Below are 20,140 nucleotides of genomic sequence, written 5' to 3'. Positions count from 1 at the left end.
AATGTCGGCATCGGCGGTGATGCGAGGGCCGATGATCACCAGTTGAGATGCCACCGTTAAGTAGGGTTCACCCGACAACTATGCACTTCAGTCAGCACTGAAGTTATTGAGGTGGTCAACTGCTTGTTGCTCGCCCCAGCGGAAGCCGATTCCACGGCACAGTTCCAGGCTCGCCGAGTACGCCTCGACCGGCGAGCGACCGGCCAGCTCGTGCACTTTCCCCAGGTCGAGGAGCAGACTCGCCTCGGTCTGACGATCACCGAGCTCGCGCGCCAGCACCAGCGCGGCCTCGACCGACGCCTGCGCGAGGCCGGCCTCTCCCCCGTCCCGCTGGGCGTTGGCGATGTTCGCCAGCGCGTGCAGCTCGCCCGAGCGATCACCCACCTGGCGGAACGTGCTGAGCGCCCGTTCGTAGCAGTCGACAGCGCCGGTCAGGTCGCCACCGGTCGCGCGCACCAGGCCGAGATTGGTCAGCACCTTCGCCGCACCGGGCTCGTCGTCCAGGTCGACCCGCAGCGCGAGCGACGCCTCCAGACAGACCAGTGCGGCGGCCAGATCACGCCGGTGCCAGTGCACGATGCCGAGGTTGTTCAGCATGAACGCCTCCAGCGACCGGTCGCCCAGCTCCCTGCTGAGCGCCAGCGCGGACGTCCAGTGCTCCATCGCCTCGTCGACGCGCCTGCCGCGTTCGCACGCCGCGCCGAGCTCCTTCAGCGCCAGGACCTCCGCGCGCACGTCGCCCGACGCGCGCGCCGCGGACAACGCGATCTCGTTGAGTGCAGCCCATTCCACGACCTCGGAGCGGCGCCGGAAGTACCACGACAGCGCCTGCGCGAACGCGATGGCCGTCGCCGGTTCGGCCTGCCGCACGGCCGCGAGCAGGTTCAGCCGCTCGACCTCGAGCCACGCGTCGTCCGGTCCGTCGTCCAGTTCGGACAGCAGGTGCTCGTGCAGGCGCCGCAACGCCTTCGTGCGCTCCACAGAGGACTCTTCGGCGCGGCAGCGCTCGCGGGCGAACAGCCGCAGCAGGTCGTGCAGGTGGTAGCGGCCCGGCTCCGGTTCCTCGACGAGGTGCGCGTCGGCCAGCTCGACCAGCACGTCCTCGACGTCCGGGTCGTCGACCAGCGCGACGGCCGACGCGACCGAGAAGTCCGAGCCGTTCACCAGGCCGAGCAGCCGGAACGTCCGCGCCGCCAAGGAGTTCTCCAGCTCGGCGTAGCTCACCGCGAACGCCGTGCGCACCGCTAGGTCGCCGAGCCGCAGCTCGTCCAGCCGCCGCCGCTCGTCCGCGAGCCGCCCGACCAGCGCCCGCAGGGTCCACTGCGGCCGGGCGACGAGCCGCGCACCGGTGATCCGCAACGCCAGCGGCAGGCCGCCGCACCAGCGCACGAGCTGCGTGGCCGCGGCGCGGTCCGCCTCCACCCTCGGCCGCCCGGCGACACCGGCCAGCAGGTGCAGCGCCTCCCGCATCGGCAGCGCGCCGAGCCGCAGGAACGACGCACCCGCGAGGTCGGCGAGCGGACGCCGTGAGGTCACCAGCACCGCCGAGCCCTGCCCGGTCGGCACCAGCGCGCGCACCTGTTCCGCGCTGGACACGTTGTCCAGCACCACGAGCAGCCGCCGGTCGGCGGTGAGCGAGCGGAACTCGGCCGCGGTGTCACCGGGCGCCTGCTCGTCCGCGACACCCAGCGCGCGCAGGAACCGGCCGATCGGGTCACCCTCGGCGAGGTCGGCGTAGAGCTGGCCGTCCGGGTAGTCCCGCGCCACCGAGTGCGCCATCCGCACGGCCAGAGCCGACTTGCCGATGCCCGCCTGCCCGGTGATCACGCACACCGCCACCCGGTCGGCCCTGAGCTGATCGGACAACGCGGACATCTCGGCGGTCCGGCCCGCGAACGTCACGACGTCCGGCGGCAGCTGGCGAACCGGTTCCCCCACAACGGGTTTCGCCCGCAGAATCGCCGCCTGCAACCGGCGCAGCGACGCACCGGGCTCGACGCCGAGCTCGTCGTCGAAAAGCCTGCGGCACTCCTGATAAGCGGCCAGTGCCTCCGCTGATCGACCGGCTCGGTGCAATGCGATCATCTGCTGTTCGCGCAGCCGTTCGTTCAACGGATGATCGCGCACCCATTCCCCGAGATCGGCGACGACCTCGACGTGCCTGCCGCGTTCCAGCTCGACGTCCGCGCATTCCACGCGTGCCGCGAGACGCGACTCGTCGAGCTGCGCGACGACTCCCCGCAACAATCCCGACGCGGCGAGATCAGCCAATGCCGGCCCGCGCCACAACGAAAGGGCGGCGCGATAACGCTCGGGTGTGCGTTCTCGCCGGGCGACGTCCAGCAGCTCGGAGAACCTGACGAGATCGAGCTCCTCCGGCCGCACCGACATCAGATAGCCGGGCGGACTGGACAGCAGCCGCCTGCCCACGATCTTGCGCAGCTGGTACACGTAGACCTGGAGGTTCTTCAACGCGGTCTTCGGCGGCGCGTCGTCCCACAGGACGCTGATCAGCCGGTCGACCGACAGCACCCGCCCCGCCTGCGCCAGCAGCAACGCGAGCACCGCGCGCTGCTTCGGGGGTCCGACGGACAGGCGTGAGCCGTCGTCGGCGTAGACCTCGACGGGCCCGAGCAGGCGGAACTCCACAGGGTCAGATCGTAACTACCGGACGCATACCGGACACATGCCAATCCAGGTGACGTTTGGCGCCATGACGAAAACGCATAAGACGGCTGGGGCACTCGCACTGCTCGCCCTCGTGGCGACCGTGTCCCCCGTTCAGGCGCAGGAGCAGTTCACCGAGCAGCCGTCACAGGCCCAGGCGGTGAAGTCGGCGGCGGGCTACGACGTGGTCGTCGGCGGCGTGAAGCGGGCGACGATCCAGGTCAGCGACCCGGCCTACGCGCTCAGAACATCGGCGTCGAAGGGCGGTGAGCTCGCCGCCGTCATCACCGACTTCGACGGCACCAAGGGCTCGGCACTGCTGACCGTCGACCGTTCGGGCAGGTCGCGCCAGGTCGCGACCGGCGAGATCACCTCGGCCCAGTTCTCCGGCAAGGGCGCGCTGGCGCACCTGAGCAAGGGCGAGGTGCACGTCGACGGCAAGCCGGTCGGCCACGTCGCCGGCCGCGCGCCGGAGATCATCGGCTGGACGAGCGACGGCGGCGGTCTGCTCGTCGTGCAGCACCCCGACGTGCAGAACGACTCCGCCTACGTCGAGACGCTGAGCCGGTTCGACCTGGCCACTGGCGCGACGACCAAGCTCATCGCGAGCGACGACGAGAACCTCTACCGGAACTTCAAGGTCGTCGACATCAAGGGCGAGCGGCATGTGAGTTTCGTCAAGGCGAACGAGATCTACCGCTGCAGCGCGCCCAACGCGCTCGGGCTGGCCACCGAGACGGGCAGGGTGACCAAGCTGATCGGTGAGACCAACAACCACTACCGCTCAGCGGTGTGGAACGAGGACGGCACCAAGGTCGCCTACGAGCTCATGGGCTGCGTCACGGACAAGAAGAACGGCCCGGAGCAGCTCGACGCCGTGCACGGCGTGTACGTGCGGGACCTCGCCGCCAAGACCGACCGCAAGGTCGTCACCGGCCTGTCCTTCAACTACCTGCTGAGCAGCATCAACGGCGACGAGGTCACCATCGGCTCGGCCGCCAACGGCTACCTGAAGACGACCGGGTCGACCAAGGCGGCCCAGCTGGACGCCGCCGCGGCGCCGGCCGGCGAGGTCACCACGCAGGCGCGGCTCAACCGCGCCGAGTACATCCACCAGCTGTGGGACACCCGCAACGAGTTCAACGGCAACTCCTCGTGCGGCCCGACGAGCGCGGTGATCGACCTGGTGACCTACCAGCTGCCCAACCAGTACGGCGTGCAGGTCAGCCAGCCGTTCAGCCACTTCTCCAAGTGGGGGCTGTACATCACCGACCAGTTCACCAACCGCGGCACCACGTTCAACCGCACCATGACCGACTGGGCGGGCCAGGGTGCCTGGAAGGGCGCGCACGGCTGGATCACCGGCCTCTACTGCGGCGGCACCCACCCGTGCGCCTCGTGGGCCGGCGAGACGGACTTCCTCGCCAAGAACGGCGCGGCGGTCATGCAGGGCAACTTCACGCCCGCCCAGGTCAGGGCGTACCTCGACCAGGGCAAGTTCGTCATCATGAGCGGCCGCTGGGGCAACACCGCGGGCCACCTGTCGGTGGTCATCGGCTACCTCGACAACGGCAAGTTCTACGTGCACGACACCTACGGCGCGGGCACGGACGGCAGCTACGACGGTGCCAACCAGGTCTACGACTGGTCCTACATCAACCCGGCCCAGATGTGGGCCGCCTGACCTGACCCGGACATGGATCGAGGGCCTTCACGCGCATCCGTGAAGGCCCTCGTCAGCATGTTTCGCTCAGGAGGCGAGAACCTCCACGAGCACCTTTCCGTTGTCGTCCGCGACCCGGAAGACGGCGATGTCGTGCCACCGCATCGCAACGCTTCCGATCGGGTGGAACGCCTTCTTCTCACCCGCGACCGTCTCCGGCGCGAAGAAGCTGGCGATCTGGGCGACGCGCCCGGTCCGCGACACGGCGACCAAGGATCCCTTGGCGGGAGCCGCCATACCGCTGATCTCGAGCTTGATCGAGGTACCCCACGGTTCGTCCGTGGCCTCGATGCTCGCCGTGACGCCGGTCGCCTGGTTGTTGCCCGACACCTTCTTGCTCTCGTCGGTCGAGTTGTTGGCGACCCTCGTCTGCGACGTCTCCGTCGACGACGTCGTCGAACCCGGTTGCGCCGTGTTCGCCGAGTCGTTGTCACCTCTGACGACGAGCGTCGTGACGACCGCGGTCACCGCGATGATGCCCGCGGCTGCTGCCGCGACACCCTGTGCCACGAACCAGCGGCGACGACGTCGTCGTGCCGCGACCTGGTCCAGCATCACGCGGACCGACTTGCCGTCGGGCCGTTCGGGGGCGGTCCCCCTGAGCATGCCGCCCGCGTCCGCCTCGTCGATCAGGTCCGGCACCACCGCGAAGTCGCGCAGGTCGAGAGCACACCGGCGACACTCGGTCAGGTGGTTCTCGAACGCATCGACCTCCTCGGCATCGAGGATGCCGAGCACGTAGGCCGCTACGTCGAGGTGGTCAGGTGCCGTGGTCACCGCTCTCCCCGATCGTGCAGCGCGCGCCTGAGCGCACGCAGCGCGTAGTACACCCTTGACTTGACCGTGCCGGGAGGCACACCGAGTGCCGCCGCGGCCTCACCAACGGTGCGATCCCGCAGGTACGTCTCGAGAATAGCCTCCCGATGTTCCTCGGACAGCCCGTTCATGGCTTCCGCCACCACGATCGCCGCCAGCGTCCTGTCTTCCTCGTTTGCCTGAGGAGACTCGTCCGAAGGAGTCAACTCGAACTCCTGCGGACGGACGCTTCGCTTGCGCCGATCGTCGATGACCAACCGCCGCGCCACTGTGAACAACCATGATCTCAGCAGTACGGGGTCGCGCTCCAGTTTCTCGGCATTGCGCCATGCCCTGACCAGCGTTTCCTGCACGATGTCCTCGGCCCATTGACGATCATGGCCGGTCAACCGCATGCAGTGGCCGAGCAGTGCACTGCCGAACTCTTCGTACAGCCGGCGAATCAACTCCTCTTCGAGGCTCCCCGGTCTTGGTGTGTCTGCTAACTCGCGTTGACGTCTATGCCGCGCCACGGGGGACATCCTTGCCCCATCAACCGTCTCAAGTCGAGAGGCAAATATTCGTCACGTTGTTCGTGAACCGTGACCGGATGGTGTCCGTACTCCTCGGTACCCCAACAGCGAAAGGACAGCCAAGATGCGACGTGCCCTGGCCCTCCTCGCGGTTCCGGCACTGGCGCTGGCCGTGTCCGCGTGCAGCGCGGGTGCGGCAGCGATTCCGAAACAAGCAGCTCAGGGGAATGAAGCGAAGGCTTCCGACCCGAAGGCGATGATCGCCATCTCGGAGTCTCCACAGCTCGGCTGGTACCTGACCAACGGCGACGGACGCACGATGTACCGGTTCGACGCCGACAGCTCCAAGCCGCCGAAGACCACTTGCGAAGGTGAGTGCGCGAGGAAGTGGCCGCCCGTTCCCGCCGACGTCATGCCCATGACGGCCGGTGTGGACCCGCTCGTTCTCGGAGTGGTGACCAGGGCGGACGGCTCCAAGCAGCTGACCATCGGTGGTTTTCCGCAGTACACGTTCGCCGAGGACAAGGCGCCCGGTGACGTGAAGGGACAGGGCAGCGGCGGCAAGTGGTACGCCACCGCACCGACCGGGGCGAAGGCCGCTCCCGGACAGGGCATGCCCGGTGTTCCCGGCACGAGCCAGACCCCGCAACAACAGCAGACGAAGCCCAAGCAGCAACAGGGTTCGACGCCGACGGCTCCCCCGTCCGGCGGCGCCGGCTACTGAATCCCCCGACTCCCCTCCTACTGACGGACGAACACTGACGACGATGATGATCAAAAGAGCCCTAGTCACCGTCCTGGCCCTGTTCTTCCTCCTGCTGAGCGGCTCCGCATCCGCTCTGGCGCAACCGGCGGAGAACAACCCCACCGTCGACACCCCATCCGGACCGCTCACGCAGAACGACCGCGACCTGATCATCAAGGTCAAGCAGGCCGGTCTGTGGGAGATGCCGATGGGCGAGCTCGCTCAGACCAACGCCGAAAGCGACCGCGTGAAGGTCGTCGGCAAGCAGCTGATGCTCGACCACATGAAGCTCGACACGGCCTCCAACGAGCTCGCGGCCAAGTTCGGCATCCCGATCCCGGACATGCCGACACCGGCGCAGCAGACCTGGATGACCGAGCTGCAGGGTCTGAAGGGCGCCGAGTTCGACCGCAAGTTCGCGGACCGTCTCCGTGCCGCACACGGCCAGGTGTTCACCTTCATCGCGCTGGTGCGGACCCAGACGGCCAACGACGAGATCCGGCCGTTCGCGCAGATCGGCAACGCGGTCGTGATGAAGCACATGACCCTGCTGGAGAGCACGGGACTCGTCAGTGACGAGGGCCGCGCCCAGCCGGTGCCCGCGGGCGGCACGCTCGGCATCGTCAACGCATCACTCGACACGTCGCAGGGCGCACCGAACATGGTCGTCGTCCTGGTCGTGGCCGCCGCGGGCATCGTGACCACGCTCGCGCTCCTCCGAGTTCTCCGCCCGCGAAAGCCGGTGCGGTGATCCGTTAGACCCCTTCGACGCAGCAAGCGAGGAGGTGACGCCTAGCAGCCAAGGCACTCCAACGCGGACCTGTTCCCACCCGTCCGGTCTTACGTGTCCACTCCTGCACGGCAGGGCCGGACGGGTTCCGCGACAACCGCAGACGAGACAGCAGAGCAGTACTTTCCGGAGGATCGATTGTTCAGCCAGATTCCGCTCCTGGTGGCTCAGGCGTCTGACTTCGACTCAGGTGTCAAGAAGATGGCCCAGATCTCCGCCAGGCTGGCTTACGTTCTCATGTGCGCGACCCTGTCCTGGGGCGTGCTGATCGCTACCGGGTGGGCCCAGCGGCTCACCGGCAGGGAAGGTCTGAAGAACGGGCACATGGTGCTCGCCACGCTCGCCATCGCGTTCGGGGCGTTGCACGCCTTCGCCTTCACCTTGTTGCGCAGCGACCCACCCGACTACTCGCCCTTCAACCTGATCCGGCTGATCGTCCCGTTGATCGACGGCGGCCTCGTCCGGCACAGCATGGGCATCATCGGACTCGAGCTGATGGCGGCGATCGCCATCACCGCGTCGGTCCGGCACAAAGTCTTCTACCGCAAGTGGTTGCGCCTCCACCAGGTCGCTTATGCCGCGGTCGCCCTCACCGTGGTGCACTCCTGGCTCGGCGCCATCGCCAACGGCAACCTCTCACTCCTGTGGCTGGGCGGACTGACCGTCCTCGTCCCGACGGCGACGCTCGCGATCGCCAGGTTCATGCCACCGGAGGTCCTCGCCAAGATCGGCATGTTGGAAGCGGAGCCCGCCGCCGTCGGCGAGGGCGACGCGATGGACGTCAGCGTGAACAACGAGAAGTGCCACCGGTACGGCACCTGCCAGGCCGAGGCACCGGACGTCTTCCAGCTCATCGAGGACAACCGGCTCACGTACAACCGGCGCCCGGACGAAGAGCACTTCGCACAGGCCCGCGCGGCAGCGCGTGCGTGTCCGATGCGTGCGATCGAGATCAGGGAGCGTGTGAAGTAATGACCGAACGCATCGTCATCGTGGGCGGTGGGCTTGGTGGAGTCCGGGCCGCTGAACGGTTGCGGGAGATGGGTTTCGACGGACAGGTGACCATCCTGTCGGCCGAGCGCCACCTCCCCTACCACCGGCCTGCGCTGTCCAAGCAGGTCATCACCGGCGAATGGCACCCCGACGACGCACGCCTGTCGTTCGACGCCGACCTCGACGCCGAATGGCGGCTGGGCACCCCCGCGCTGAGCCTCGAACCGGACCGGCAGACCGTGTGGCTGCCGGGCGGCGAGCAGATGAAGTACGACGGCATGATCATCGCCACCGGCGTCGACGCCAGGACGATGAACGGCGCACCGCGCCACGACCCGCGGGTGCACGTGCTGCGCACGCTGGACGACGCCGTCGCCATCAAGAACAGCATCCGGGACAGCCAGGGCCTCGTCGCCGTCATCGGCGGTGGCTTCATCGGCTGCGAGATCGCCTGCTCGGTGCGCCACCTCGGCCGCGACGTCGCGCTCATCGCGCGTTCCCCGCAGCTGCTCGGTGGTGTGGTCGGCGACGACATCGGCAAGACCATCACCGACGCGCACCGGCACCACGGCGTGCGGCTCGCGACCGGTGTCGGCATCCGGCACTGGGTGCGCCAGCCGGGCGGCATCGGCATCCACCTGTCCGACGGCCAGGTCTTCTTCGCCTCGTGCGTCGTGCTAGCGGTCGGCGCGTCGCCTGCCGTGGAGTGGCTGCGCGGCAGCGGTTTGATCATCGAGGACGGCATCCTGTGCGATGCCACCAACCACGTCGTCGGCGCGGAGAACATCGTCGCCTGCGGTGACGTCGCGCGCTGGCCGAACATGCGCTTCAACGGCGCACTGCGGCGCGTCGAGCACTGGCTCAACGCCGTCGAGGGCGGCCGCGCGGCCGCCGAGAACCTGCTGATCGGCAAGTCGGCCGCCAAGCCGTACACGCCGGTTCCCCGGTTCTGGACCGAGATGTACGGCATGCGCGTGCAGGGCGCGGGACTTCCCGTGCTCGGCAAGGACACGACCGACGTGAACGGCCTCACCGGCTTCATCGCCGACGGCAAGCTCGTCGGGCTGGTCGGGCTCGAAGCGCCCGGCCGGATCATCGTCAACACGCCGGAGCTCTTCCGGCAGAACACCGTCGAACTGGACCGTCCCGCGTGGACGAAGCCGGAGCAGGCTCCCGCCGAGCCCGCACCGGCACCCGCCCCCGCACCGGAGCCGGCTCCCGTTCGCGAACAGGTTCCCACCACCGCACTGTCTGTTCCCCCGTCGGTCTCTTCCTCGATGTCTCCGCCGTCCCAACGGCGCAGGCACACGCGGTCGCGACCGGAGACCGTGCGGTCTGGTGGAGGGCGCGCGAGGCCTTAACGGGCCTCGGACGGCAAGGGCAGCGGGCCCGGACTCCCGTCAGCCGCTGTCGTGGTGAGGTGGCGGACCTCGTACCACGCGGCGGTGGGACTCCGGCCCCGCGCCGTCCGGACAACTTCATCGCGCGCCTCCCCCGGTGCTGCGGCTCGGCGGGCTCCCGGGCCGCCGCATCGGGCTTTGCTCCAGGGCTGCCACCTCGGTTCTCCGAGGTGGCAGCCCTGTTTCGTTCACAGTGTGAAATGTTCGGGGTTTTGGGCGATGTGGTGAATCGTTGACCATGCGGTGCGACAGCATCCACCGTGATGGGGGTCTCAATGCTTCTGCGCATGGTCAGAATCCTGTTACCGCTGGCGCTCGCGCTCGGCGGACTCGTGGTCGTCACCGCTCCCGCCCAAGCCGACGGCTGCTTCACCTGGAACCGCACGCTCTCCCAGGGCGCGACCGGCGAGGACGTGCGCCAGCTGCAGATCAGGGTGTCCGGCTACCCCGGATACGGCGCCGTGATCGGCATCGACGGGTCCTACGGCCCGGCGACCAAGGCCGCGGTGACGCGGTTCCAGCAGGCGTACGGGCTCGCGGCCGACGGCGTCGCGGGAACGGCCACCTTCAGCAAGCTCTACGCGTTGCAGGACGACGACTGCACGCCGGTGAACTTCACCTACGCCGAGCTCAACCACTGCAACTCCACCTGGGCGGGCGGCAAGGTCTCGGCCGCGCAGGCGAAGGCGAACGCGCTGGTGTCCATGTGGAAGCTCCAGGCGATGCGGCACGCGCTCGGCGACCAGGCGATCAGGGTGACCAGCGGGTTCCGCAGCGTCGCGTGCAACAACTCGGCGGGCGGTGCCGCGGACTCGCGGCACCTCTACGGCGACGCGGTCGACCTCGGTGCCGGTCCCCATTCGCTGTGCAAGCTCGCGCAGCAGGCGCGCAACCACGGTTTCAACGGCATCCTCGGGCCGGGCTACCCCGGTCACAGCGACCACACGCACGTCGACCACCGCGGCAGCCGGTTCTGGTCGGCCAGTTCCTGCGGAATCTGAATGCGATGAATGTCGTTGTGGCCACCTCGACCCACGTGACGTTGGTTAAGGTGGCCATAACGACACCCCGTTCGTGCCACGGCTGAGCCGATTCATGAGATCCTGGGTGGAGTAGACCTGCTTTGGGAGGCTTGTTCGTGGCGATCGGCCCTGCTGTCGTCGAGCGCTGGCTCGAACTGTCCACTCAGGAGCTGCGCGTGCAGATCAAGCAGTTGGTCGCCGCACGGCTACCCGGTGATCACGCGGTGTGGCAGGCGGTTCGACGTCATCCAGCTCTGGTGGCGCGCATCAGGAGCATCCTTTCCGGACTCACCGCGGAAGCGGGCGGCTCCAAGGACGAGGCCATGCAGAAGGTGTGGATCACGACCGCGCGCACGGCACTTGACCAGCAGCAACCCGCACCGGAGAAGAAGGCGCCCAAGCTGGCCGCCAAGAAGCCGGTGGTCAAGGAGATGCCCGAGGAGGAGCCCGTGCCGGTGCTCGTCGAGCCGCCGAAGCCGACGAACGGCGCGCCGCGGCCGGTCATCCCCGCCATGGTCTTCCAGGAACCGAGCTAGTGGTCGTCTTCGGCGCCGTTCTCGCCGCACTGGGGCTCACGACGCTCCTGGCGCGGGACGCCGCCGTGGCGGGTATGAGCCCCGCGCTCGTCGGCTGGGTGCTGCTCGGACTGGGCGCGGTGTCCGCGGCGATCGGGCTGTACCGCAACCGGCGGCGGAAGCTGCGCGGCGAGCCGCACCCGATCGGCAACCCGATCCAGCGGATCAAGGCGCTCCCCCGGCTCATCCGCGCCATGCGCAACGGCCAGTACAGCGAGCTGCCCAAGAGCAGGCTGGCGCTGTGGGCGATCTCGCTCGTCTACCTCGTCTCGCCGATCGACTTCATCCCCGAGCTGCTGCCGATCATCGGCGTCACCGACGACGCGGGCGTGCTCGTCTGGCTGCTCACCACCGCGTCCGGCGCGTCAGGCCGGTACCTGCTGTGGGAGAAGAAGCATCGCGACACGCCCGGTGAACCCTCGTGAGGCTTCCTCATCCACGATCTCGGCGAGTCCGGGCGTGAGCTCGGTCAGCTCAACAAAACCGAGGCGCGCGTAGTAAGGCGCGTTCCACGGCACGTCCCGGAACGTCGTCAGCGTCAGCCTGCGGTCCCCGAGCGCCGCGATCAGCTGCGCGCCGATGCCCTGCCGCGCCCACTTCGGATCCACGCTGATCTGGTGGATGTGCAGCGCGTCGTCCACCGGGGACACGGCGGCGAACGCGACCGGCACGTCGTCGTCGTTCACCGCGACGAGGACGTCGCATTCGGCCATCGCCGCCAGCGGCATCGGGTCGTCGTCCGCGATCTCCGGCATGCCGACGGAGCGGAACGGCTCACCCGAAGCGACCTCGATCTGCTGCAGGTGGCGGAACTCGGCGGGAAAGGCGTGGCGGATCTTCACAAATCGATATCGTGGCGCGCTCACACGAGGAATACCACTGAGTTAATGTCCACCGCGATGAGAACGAAGACCGTGCGGGTGTTGCTCGTCGAAGACGACGAGGGTGATGCGGTGCTGGTCGAGTCGCTGCTCGACGAAGCCGCAGCGCCGGTGATCCTGTCCCGTGCGCGGACGGTGCAGGAGGCCGCCGCGCTGCTGCCGGACGCGGAGTGCGTGCTGCTCGACCTCGGGCTGCCCGACGCGACCGGCCTCGACAGCCTGCGCAGGCTGCTCGGCGAGCCGGACCCGCCCGCGATCCTCGTGCTCACCGGGCTCACCGACGAACGCCTCGGCATCGACGCCGTCACCTCGGGCGCCGAGGACTACCTCGTCAAGGGACAGGTCGACGGCGAGCTGCTGCTGCGCAGCATCCGCTACGCCGTCGAGCGCAAGCGGGCCGAGGACGCGCAGCGCCAGCTGCGCGAGGCCAAGCTGCTGGCGGCGGAGAAGACGCGGCTCGAACGCGGCCTGCTGCCCCCTCCCCTGCTGCAGCACGGCGACCTCGAGCTCGCCGTGCGCTACCAGCCGGGCGGGATGCGGATGCTGCTCGGCGGCGACTTCTACGACGTGGTCGCAGACGACGACGGCACGGTCCACGTGGTGATCGGCGACGTGTGCGGGCACGGTCCGGACGAGGCGGCGCTCGGCGTCGCGCTGCGCATCGCCTGGCGCGCGCTCGTGCTGGCCGGCCAGCCCGCCGAGAAGGTGCTGCAGACGTTGCACAAGGTCCTGGTGGCCGAGCGTCACGCGGAGGGCCTGTTCACCACGGCCTGCATGGTCACGATCTCATCGGACCGCCGCACGGCGCGCTACTACCTCGCCGGGCACCCCGAACCGCTGCTGGTGCTCGGCCCGAAGATCGTCGAGCTGCCGAAGACGAAGATCGGCGTGCCGCTGGGCGTGCTGCCCGGTTACACGTGGCAGGGACACGACGTCGACCTGCCGCCCGGCTGGTCGTTGCTGTGCTACACGGACGGCCTCATCGAGGGCCGCGTCCCCGACGACGTCGAACGCCTCGGAGTGGAACGGCTGTGCGAGCTCATCAACAGACAGGCGCAGCGCGGTCCGGACTGGCTGGACCCGCTGATCGCCGAGGTCAAAGAGCTCAACGGAGGGGAACTGGACGACGACATGGCCGTGCTCCTGCTGCAGGACCGCCCGTGAGGGGCCGCTGGCCCGCCAAGAGACTGCTCGTCGCGACCGTCGCCGTCCTGCTGCTGATGACGACCGCGGCTGTGACGCTGGTGGTCGTGTCGCTGGGCACGCTGGCCGACAGCCGAGTGCGCGCGATCGACCAGATCGAGCCGGCGAGCAGGCACGCGCAGGACCTGACCCGCGCGCTGCTCGACCAGGAGACCGGTGTCCGCGGCTTCGCGCTGACCGGTCAGCAGGACTTCCTGCAGCCCTACTTCGACGGCCAGAAGCAGCAGGAGGCGTCCACCTCGGGCGTCCGCTCGCTGATCGGCGACTCCGGCGGCGCGCTCACCCGCATCACCGAGTACTCGGCGCGGTGGCGTGCCGAGTACGCCGAGCCCGCGATCGAGCGCATCCGCAGCACCGGTCCCGGACTCGTGCAGGCGGGCGACCAGGACCAGGCCAAGGTGGCGTTCGACCGGATCCGCTCCGAGCTCACCGCGCTGACCGAGGACCTGAGCCGGACCTCGCAGCAGGCCAAGTCGGACCTCGACGACTCGGCGCAGACCGTGCTGCTGCTGTCCATCGTGATGGGCGCGTTCCTGGTGCTGCTCATCGGAGGCGTCGCGCTGGTGCTGCACCGGATCCTGGTGACCCCGCTGGCGCAGCTCGCCGAGGAGGTGCGCCAGGTCGCGTCCGGCGAGTTCCACCACGAGATCGACGTGCGCGGCCCGCACGAGGTGGTCCGGCTCGCCACCGACGTCAACGGCATGCGCCGCCGCATCGTGCAGGAGCTGTCCAAGCTCGACGAGCAGTCGGCCGAGCTCCAGCGGTCGAACGCCGAGCTGGAGCAGTTCGCCTACGTCGCGTCGCACGACCTCCAGGAGCCGCTGCGCAAGGTCGCGAGCTTCTGCCAGCTGCTGCAGCGCCGGTACGGCGGCCAGCTCGACGAGCGGGCCGACCAGTACATCGAGTTCGCTGTGGACGGTGCGAAACGCATGCAGGGCCTCATCAACGACCTGCTCGCGTTCTCCCGCGTCGGCCGCATCACCCGTGAGCACACCATCGTGGACACCGGCGTACTCGTGTCGCAGGTGCTCGACAGCTACTCGGAGCGCATCGAGGAGACCGGTGCCACCATCACGGTCGGCGAGCTGCCGTCCGTGCGCGGCGAGGCGTCGTTGCTCAGCGCGGTGTTCCAGAACCTGGTGAGCAACGCGCTCAAGTTCCGCGGCGAGCGGCCGGAGATCTTCATCGACGCTGCTCGCACCGACGACTACTGGACCTTCACGTTCCGCGACAACGGCATCGGTATCGACTCCGAGTACGCTGAACGGATCTTCGTCATCTTCCAGCGGTTGCACCCGAAGGACGCCTATCCGGGTACCGGCATCGGACTCGCCATGTGCCGGAAGATCATCGAGTACCACGGCGGCACGATCCGGTTGAAGACCGACGACGAGCACCACACGACCTTCGAGTTCACCTTGCCGGTGGTCGAGGAGACCGAGGAGACCGATGACTGATCCCGCCCTGAACGTGATCGACGTCCTGCTGGTGGAGGACGACCCCGGCGACGCGCTGATGACCAAGGAGGCCTTCGAGCACCACAAGATCCGCAACGCGCTGCACGTGGTGCGCGACGGGGTCGAGGCGCTCGAGTTCCTGCGGCGCCAGGGTGAGCACTCGAACGCGCCGAGGCCGGGCCTGATCCTGCTGGACCTCAACCTGCCCCGCAAGGACGGCCGCGAGGTGCTGGCCGAGATCAAGGAGGACGCGGAGCTGCGGTCGATCCCGGTCGTCGTGCTCACGACGTCCGAGGCGGAGGAAGACATCCTGCGCAGCTACAGCCTGCACGCCAACGCCTACGTCACCAAGCCCGTGGACTTCGAGCGGTTCATCGAGGTGGTCAGGCAGATCGACGACTTCTTCGTCACCGTGGTGAAGCTGCCGCGCTGACCTCCCTGGCGATCACGGCGCAGCTGTCGCAGATCCGCGCTTCCGGGCCGGCGAACACTGCGGTGGTCTTGCCGCAGAACGAGCACTCACCGGTGGCTCCACCGGATGCTCTCGCCGCGCAGCCGTCGCAGATGAACACGTTCGGCCCGGTGACGAGCCACGTGACGTCGTCCTTGCCCTTGCCGCAGAAGGAACATGAGGGTCCGGCCCTCCGCACGGCGTCCACGATCTGGTGCACGCGCTGGTGGCTCAGCGCGAGCGCCTCGGCGATCTCGCGCATCGAGCCACCTGCGGCGTGCAGCCTGCGGACGGCGTGGTGGTACTCGGCCTTCGCCAGCTCCGCCCGGTCCTGCGCGGCAGCCCAGCGGGTGGAGGCGTCGCGGGCCTGCCGCAGCAGGGAGTCGTCGAGCGTCATGCGTCTAGGGTAGCTAGACAGTGGTGCTCAGTCCACACTCCGCACGATCAGCGGGTTGACGTCGTCTGGTTCCTGGCTGACCCACTTCTGGGGCTCACGGGGCTCCGGAACCACCGGCGCCCACACACCTGTACCGCCCGGCCTCACCTTTTCCTTGCGTGTCATGCCACTTGGCTACCCGCTCAGGCCTCGTTCAACCGGATGCCCCGCAGCAGGGTGGTGATCGCGGCCATGATCCGCTCGGTCGCCTCGTCCAGCACCTCGCGGCTCAGCTCCCGGTCGTAGAGGTCCGAGAGGTCGACGGCCGCACCCGCGACGACGTGCACGGTCTTGCGCGGCAGCAGCCTGGGCAGCACCTTGCGGTGCGGCAGCAGGTCCCGCGTACCCCACTGGGCGACCGGGATGACCGGGACGCGGCTCAGCAGCGCCATCCGCGCCACCCCGGACTTGGCCTTCATCGGCCAGCCGCCGGGGTCGCGCGTGAACGTGCCCTCGGGGAAGACGCCGACGCACTCACCGGACAGCAACGACTGCACGGCCGGGTCCACCGCGCCCGCCGCCCGGCCGGTCTCGCGTTCGACCGGGATGTGCTTGCCGGACCGCATGATCCAGCCGACCACCGGCATCCGCCACAGGCTCGCCTTCGCCAGGAACCGGGGCACCCGGCCGGACGCGAGGGTGAACACGGTCGTCGACACGGTGTCCGCGTTCGACAGGTGGTTCGCGGCGAGGATGACCCCGCCGTTGGACGGCACGTGCTGCCTGCCCGCCATGCGCATCCGCACGAACACCACCACGACCGGCCACAGCACGTCGATCGCGAGGGAGAACCAGAACCCACGCCCCCGGCGCGGCAACCGCGGCGTGAGCGCCGCCAACTCGAACATCGTCACAGGTGGTATTCGAGCACGCCGTCCCGCTCGGTCGCCCTCAACTCGCCGCGCTGGACCAGCACGTCGAGGTGCGCCGCCGTCTCACCGACCGCGAGGACCTGGTTGAACAGGTCCAGCTCGTCGAACCTGCGGTGCCTGCGCGTCCACCCGACGTTGCACGCCGTCTCATATGCCGTGCCCCTGACGGCGGCCAGCATCGACGTCAGCCGCTCCTCGTGGTGCAGCAGCAGCTCGTCGACCCGCGTGTGCACGCTGCCGCCGACCGACCCGTGCGCGGGCAGCAGCATCATGTCCGGCAGCGCGCGGGTGACGCGCAGCGAGTTCATGTAGTCCAGGAGCGGCATCTCGGGCCGCATCGGCTCGAACCCGATCGACGGCGTGATGTGCGGCAGCACGTGGTCGCCCGCGAACATCAGGCCCGCCGCCTGGTCCGCGAACACCACGTGGCCCCTGGTGTGACCCGGCGTCGGGATCACCCGCAGCACGCGCTTCTCCAGCTCCACCTCGGTCTCGCCCAGCCACTCGTCGGGCAGCGCGTAGTCGCGCAGCAGCTGCGCCTCGTCGATGCCCTCCATGGCGCCGGCCCAGGCGCGCGCCAGGTGCGGTGCGCCCCAGACGTACAGCTCGGCGATCTGGGTGTCGGCCTGGCCTGCGAGGATCCGCTCGAGCGACGGCTGCTCACCGATGCCGAGCGCGATGCGGCTCCCGTAGATGCGGCGCAGGTGCACCGCGAGCGTGTAGTGGTCGCGGTGCACGTGCGTCACCAGGAACCGCGTCACGTCCTCGAAACCGCGGTTGAGCTGGTTCAACGACTTCTCGAGCAGTTGCTGAGCCTCGGCGAGCGCCCATCCGGAGTCGATGAGGACGATGCCGTCGCCGTCCTCGATCGCGTACACGTTGACCGCGTGCAGTCCGTCGTTCGGCAGCGGCATCGGGATGCGGTGCACACCGGGGGCGACTTCCTCGACACACGGTTCGGTCCAGTCCTGCATTCCGCCACCCCGTCGTTAGCGTCAGCAACTATCTACCGGACGGTAACACGGGGGTCGGGGTGCTTCTCCAGATACCTTTTGACGAACGGACAGGTCACGGTCACCTTGTCGTTCTCGAGGTCGTGCAGCGCGAACTCGGCCAGCTTGCTGCCGATGCCCCGCCCTTCGCGCAGGGACTCCGTGTGGACCAGGAGGACGGACTCGCCAACCCTGCGGTAGTCCAGGAAGCCGACCAGCTCGTCGTCCTCGTGGGCCTCGTAGCGGCTTTCGGCCTCGTTGTTGGTGATCCTCATGAACCCCATCATGCTCCGATCGGACGTTTGCAGAGCCCTAGACCAGAGCGGCACCGAGCCGGGCGATCGCGGCCTTCTCCGCATCGTGCAAAGCGGACAACTGGGCACTCATCTCGGGGAACGAGCTCATCTCCCCCAGCTCGTGCCACATCTCGGCGATCTCCCGCCAGCGCGGGGCGAGCGGCGCGTGCCCCGCCTGTTCCAGGAAGTCCGCGAACAACGGCCGCAGGTTGCCGCCGGTGATGCCGAAGCGGCCGTCGACCCCCTCGCGGACGCCCTGCAACGCACCTTCCAGCCCGCGTCCGTCGGCGAACACCTGCGGCCAGCCCTTCGGAGCCTTGGTGTCCGTCATCATCCGCGCCCACTTGCGCCACGCGGGCAGCGAGAACGAGTCCGACTTGGCGGACAGGTGCTCGACGACGTCCCGCAGTCCTTCGAGGACCGCGGCCCCGACGTCCGGTTCAGCGCCTTCACCGGTGATCACCAGCGACATGTTCTTCCAGCTGCCCACGCGGGCGCACGCGCGGTCGAGGTCCTCGCGCGCGACCGTCAGCGGGGCGAGGTTGCGGTCGTCCAGGTAGACCCGGTCGCCGTTGGCCGCGTACGCGACGACGGGGTGACCGCCGTGCCCGTCGAGCCAGTCCGGGAGGTCCCAGTAGCCGATGTGGTAGCGGTCCGGCCACACCATGACCGCGTGGCCCGCGGCGAGCTGGTCCGTCAGGTACGCCTGCGCCGCCTTGGGCGCCGACCGGTGCCAGCGCGCCTCGACGCCGAGCCGCGCGAGGACCTTCTCGGTGCGGCGGCCGACGTACTGCCAGCTGTTGTCGAACCCGAGGGTCAGCGTGGCACTGGCCTCGCGCTTGAACTCCCACAGGATGTAGCCGGCGCCGATCCCGCCGCCGATGCCGAACACCAGCGCCTCGGTGAGCCCGGTGACGCCGCGCTCCTCCAGCATGGCGTGCAGTCCGGCCGCGTCCGGGTCGGTGCCGCCGCGCAACGTCCAGCCCGCGGCGGGCGCGGCTCCCTCGACGTGCGCGAGTGCGGTGGTGTAGCGCTCACCGGTCTTGGCCATGCGGGCGCGGACCTGGGTCTTGAGCTGCTTCCGAGACGTCATCGCCTGTCACTTCCGGCCGTCGCTGCGACACCTCGGGCCCACGCACCTCGATGTCGCGACAGCCTGGTGCTCCGGCATGACGACGTTGACGCGTTCCGAGGCACTCGAAGTCCCCTTTGCCTCCGCGACGCCGGGTGGCGTGGGCACCCGGTCAGGAGGTTGGGCGTGGAATTCGCCTGTAATGATTCTAACCATGGCCCCCGACGTTTACCTGCTGATCCTCGGCGATCACCTGCCGAACCCGTGCACGGGTGAAGAGGTGTCCGAGGCGGACCGGTTGCGGGCGATGGTCGAGCAGGCCGTCGTGGCCGAGGAGGCCGGGTTCACCGGGGTGGCGATCGGCGAGCACCACTTCACCCGCTACATCGTGTCCGCGCCCGAGCTGCTGCTCGCGGCGGTCGCGGCGCGGACCACCACGCTGCGGCTGTCGACCGGCGTGACGCTGCTGGCGCACCGCGACCCGGTGCTGGTCGCCGAGGCGCTGGCCACGCTGGACGTGCTCAGCAGGGGCCGGGCCGAGCTGATCGTGGCGCGCGGTGTCGACCAGCAGACCGACGCGGCCTTCGGCGTGCGGCCGGACGAGCTGCGCGCCCGGTTCGAGGAACACCTGCGCCTGCTCCTGAAGCTGCTGGAGGAGCCGCGGGTCAGCTGGGACGGCCGGTTCCGCGGCCAGCTGACGAACGTGACCACGACACCCCGCCCGGTGCAGACGCCACACCCGACGGTGTGGGTGGGCAGCGGCAGCGCCGTCTCCGCGGACCTGTGCGCCGAGCTGCAGCTGCCGCTGATGCTGCCCAGCACGCTGCGCGACCCGATGGTCTACCGCGACGTCGTCGCCCGGTACCGGGAGCTGCACCCGCACGGCCGCGTCGGTGTGCCCAGCCACGTGTTCGTCGCGTCCGAACAGGCCCGCGAACGCTGGCGGCCGCACCTCGGCGAGTACGCGCGGTTCGCGGACCCGTGGCGCGGCGACGGGTACATCGACCTGGACCAGATCATGGAGGGCGCGGCGATCTGCGGTTCGCCCGGCGAGGTCGCCGACCGGCTCAACGCGCTGGCCGCCGAGCTGACCATCGACACGCACCTCGTGATGGTCGACATCGGCGGCATGCCGCACGAGTCCGTCGTGGACACGATCCGCCTGTTCGGCACCGAAGTCCTACCCCGACTTAACGGGCACGCAGCCGAGGGGTAACACGCGCCGCGAACCATGTGC

21 protein-coding genes are annotated in these 20,140 nt (G+C 69.0%); 12 read left to right on the top strand and 9 right to left on the bottom strand.

Annotated elements, in window-relative coordinates; translation table 11 throughout:
• Window positions 1–87: 87 nt before the first annotated feature.
• A complete protein-coding gene (locus FKR81_RS38875) occupies window positions 88–2,649 on the bottom strand; it encodes an AfsR/SARP family transcriptional regulator (protein WP_146359735.1) in 2,562 nt (853 codons plus the stop codon).
• A gap of 64 nt (window positions 2,650–2,713) precedes the next feature.
• Between FKR81_RS38875 and FKR81_RS38870 the strand changes: the two genes are divergently transcribed.
• Window positions 2,714–4,351: a cysteine peptidase family C39 domain-containing protein gene (locus FKR81_RS38870; RefSeq protein ID WP_186763433.1), complete on the top strand. Its 1,638-nt coding sequence runs from the start codon at window positions 2,714–2,716 to the stop codon at window positions 4,349–4,351.
• A gap of 66 nt (window positions 4,352–4,417) precedes the next feature.
• Here the strand turns inward: FKR81_RS38870 and FKR81_RS38865 are convergent, their stop codons facing one another.
• Together FKR81_RS38865 and FKR81_RS38860 are read right to left on the bottom strand one after the other, a co-directional pair.
• The gene (locus tag FKR81_RS38865) at window positions 4,418–5,167 is read right to left on the bottom strand and encodes a zf-HC2 domain-containing protein (protein WP_146359729.1); all 750 of its coding nucleotides are present in this window, start codon (window positions 5,165–5,167) and stop codon (window positions 4,418–4,420) included.
• Window positions 5,164–5,727 carry a sigma-70 family RNA polymerase sigma factor gene (locus FKR81_RS38860; protein WP_146359726.1) on the bottom strand — a complete coding sequence of 188 codons (564 nt, stop codon included), beginning with the start codon at window positions 5,725–5,727 and terminating at the stop codon, window positions 5,164–5,166. Before FKR81_RS38860 ends, FKR81_RS38865 begins: the two co-directional genes overlap by 4 nt.
• A gap of 115 nt (window positions 5,728–5,842) precedes the next feature.
• On the opposite strand from FKR81_RS38860, the gene FKR81_RS38855 reads away from it, so the two are divergent.
• The 7 genes from FKR81_RS38855 (at window position 5,843) to FKR81_RS38825 (ending at window position 11,668) form a co-directional block, all read left to right on the top strand.
• Window positions 5,843–6,442: a hypothetical protein gene (locus FKR81_RS38855; RefSeq protein WP_146359723.1), complete on the top strand. Its 600-nt coding sequence runs from the start codon at window positions 5,843–5,845 to the stop codon at window positions 6,440–6,442.
• 43 nt (window positions 6,443–6,485) lie between these two features.
• Window positions 6,486–7,214 carry a DUF4142 domain-containing protein gene (locus FKR81_RS38850; protein ID WP_146359720.1) on the top strand — a complete coding sequence of 243 codons (729 nt, stop codon included), beginning with the start codon at window positions 6,486–6,488 and terminating at the stop codon, window positions 7,212–7,214.
• A gap of 240 nt (window positions 7,215–7,454) precedes the next feature.
• Entirely contained in the window at window positions 7,455–8,225 is a 771-nt protein-coding gene (locus tag FKR81_RS38845) for a ferric reductase-like transmembrane domain-containing protein (RefSeq protein ID WP_186763432.1), read from the top strand.
• Window positions 8,225–9,607 carry an NAD(P)/FAD-dependent oxidoreductase gene (locus FKR81_RS38840; RefSeq protein WP_146359714.1) on the top strand — a complete coding sequence of 461 codons (1,383 nt, stop codon included), beginning with the start codon at window positions 8,225–8,227 and terminating at the stop codon, window positions 9,605–9,607. Before FKR81_RS38845 ends, FKR81_RS38840 begins: the two co-directional genes overlap by 1 nt.
• A 326-nt stretch (window positions 9,608–9,933) precedes the next feature.
• Window positions 9,934–10,647 carry a D-Ala-D-Ala carboxypeptidase family metallohydrolase gene (locus FKR81_RS38835; RefSeq protein WP_235922164.1) on the top strand — a complete coding sequence of 238 codons (714 nt, stop codon included), beginning with the start codon at window positions 9,934–9,936 and terminating at the stop codon, window positions 10,645–10,647.
• Between the two features lie 137 nt (window positions 10,648–10,784).
• Entirely contained in the window at window positions 10,785–11,204 is a 420-nt protein-coding gene (locus tag FKR81_RS38830; RefSeq protein ID WP_146359708.1) for a hypothetical protein, read from the top strand.
• On the top strand, window positions 11,204–11,668 hold the full coding sequence (locus FKR81_RS38825; RefSeq protein WP_146359704.1) for a YkvA family protein: 465 nt from the start codon (window positions 11,204–11,206) through the stop codon (window positions 11,666–11,668). Before FKR81_RS38830 ends, FKR81_RS38825 begins: the two co-directional genes overlap by 1 nt.
• Here FKR81_RS38825 and FKR81_RS38820 read toward each other — a convergent pair.
• Window positions 11,609–12,085 carry a GNAT family N-acetyltransferase gene (locus tag FKR81_RS38820; RefSeq protein ID WP_146359702.1) on the bottom strand — a complete coding sequence of 159 codons (477 nt, stop codon included), beginning with the start codon at window positions 12,083–12,085 and terminating at the stop codon, window positions 11,609–11,611. The genes FKR81_RS38825 and FKR81_RS38820 overlap by 60 nt on opposite strands.
• Window positions 12,086–12,142: 57 nt before the next feature.
• On the opposite strand from FKR81_RS38820, the gene FKR81_RS38815 reads away from it, so the two are divergent.
• The 3 genes from FKR81_RS38815 to FKR81_RS38805 are packed head-to-tail and all read left to right on the top strand — an operon-like array spanning window position 12,143 to window position 15,217.
• Window positions 12,143–13,288: a PP2C family protein-serine/threonine phosphatase gene (locus tag FKR81_RS38815; RefSeq protein ID WP_146359699.1), complete on the top strand. Its 1,146-nt coding sequence runs from the start codon at window positions 12,143–12,145 to the stop codon at window positions 13,286–13,288.
• Window positions 13,285–14,784: a sensor histidine kinase gene (locus FKR81_RS38810; protein ID WP_235922163.1), complete on the top strand. Its 1,500-nt coding sequence runs from the start codon at window positions 13,285–13,287 to the stop codon at window positions 14,782–14,784. The genes FKR81_RS38815 and FKR81_RS38810 overlap by 4 nt, the downstream gene beginning before the upstream one ends.
• Window positions 14,777–15,217 carry a response regulator gene (locus FKR81_RS38805; RefSeq protein ID WP_146359696.1) on the top strand — a complete coding sequence of 147 codons (441 nt, stop codon included), beginning with the start codon at window positions 14,777–14,779 and terminating at the stop codon, window positions 15,215–15,217. The genes FKR81_RS38810 and FKR81_RS38805 overlap by 8 nt, the downstream gene beginning before the upstream one ends.
• Here the strand turns inward: FKR81_RS38805 and FKR81_RS38800 are convergent.
• From FKR81_RS38800 to FKR81_RS38780, 5 genes are all read right to left on the bottom strand, one after another.
• Window positions 15,192–15,632, bottom strand: coding sequence for a ClpX C4-type zinc finger protein (locus FKR81_RS38800; protein WP_222598552.1), 441 nt, complete (start codon window positions 15,630–15,632; stop codon window positions 15,192–15,194). The genes FKR81_RS38805 and FKR81_RS38800 overlap by 26 nt on opposite strands.
• 182 nt (window positions 15,633–15,814) lie before the next feature.
• Window positions 15,815–16,519, bottom strand: a complete 705-nt coding sequence (locus FKR81_RS38795; protein WP_186763430.1) for a lysophospholipid acyltransferase family protein — start codon at window positions 16,517–16,519, stop codon at window positions 15,815–15,817.
• A gap of 2 nt (window positions 16,520–16,521) precedes the next feature.
• On the bottom strand, window positions 16,522–17,517 hold the full coding sequence (locus tag FKR81_RS38790) for an MBL fold metallo-hydrolase (protein WP_146359693.1): 996 nt from the start codon (window positions 17,515–17,517) through the stop codon (window positions 16,522–16,524).
• A gap of 32 nt (window positions 17,518–17,549) precedes the next feature.
• Window positions 17,550–17,810 carry a GNAT family N-acetyltransferase gene (locus FKR81_RS38785; protein ID WP_222598551.1) on the bottom strand — a complete coding sequence of 87 codons (261 nt, stop codon included), beginning with the start codon at window positions 17,808–17,810 and terminating at the stop codon, window positions 17,550–17,552.
• Between the two features lie 37 nt (window positions 17,811–17,847).
• Window positions 17,848–18,924, bottom strand: coding sequence for a BtrH N-terminal domain-containing protein (locus FKR81_RS38780; RefSeq protein WP_146359802.1), 1,077 nt, complete (start codon window positions 18,922–18,924; stop codon window positions 17,848–17,850).
• A gap of 193 nt (window positions 18,925–19,117) precedes the next feature.
• Here FKR81_RS38780 and FKR81_RS38775 point away from each other — a divergent pair, with 193 nt between their 5' ends.
• Window positions 19,118–20,119 (top strand): LLM class flavin-dependent oxidoreductase, encoded by a 1,002-nt coding sequence (locus tag FKR81_RS38775; RefSeq protein ID WP_186763429.1) that lies wholly within the window; start codon window positions 19,118–19,120, stop codon window positions 20,117–20,119.
• Window positions 20,120–20,140: the final 21 nt, after the last annotated feature.

The organism is Lentzea tibetensis (assembly GCF_007845675.1).
GTDB classification, from domain to species: Bacteria; Actinomycetota; Actinomycetes; order Mycobacteriales; family Pseudonocardiaceae; genus Lentzea; species Lentzea tibetensis.
Note: the sequence above shows the minus strand (reverse complement) of the source record. Positions and strands in the feature narration are given on the sequence as shown.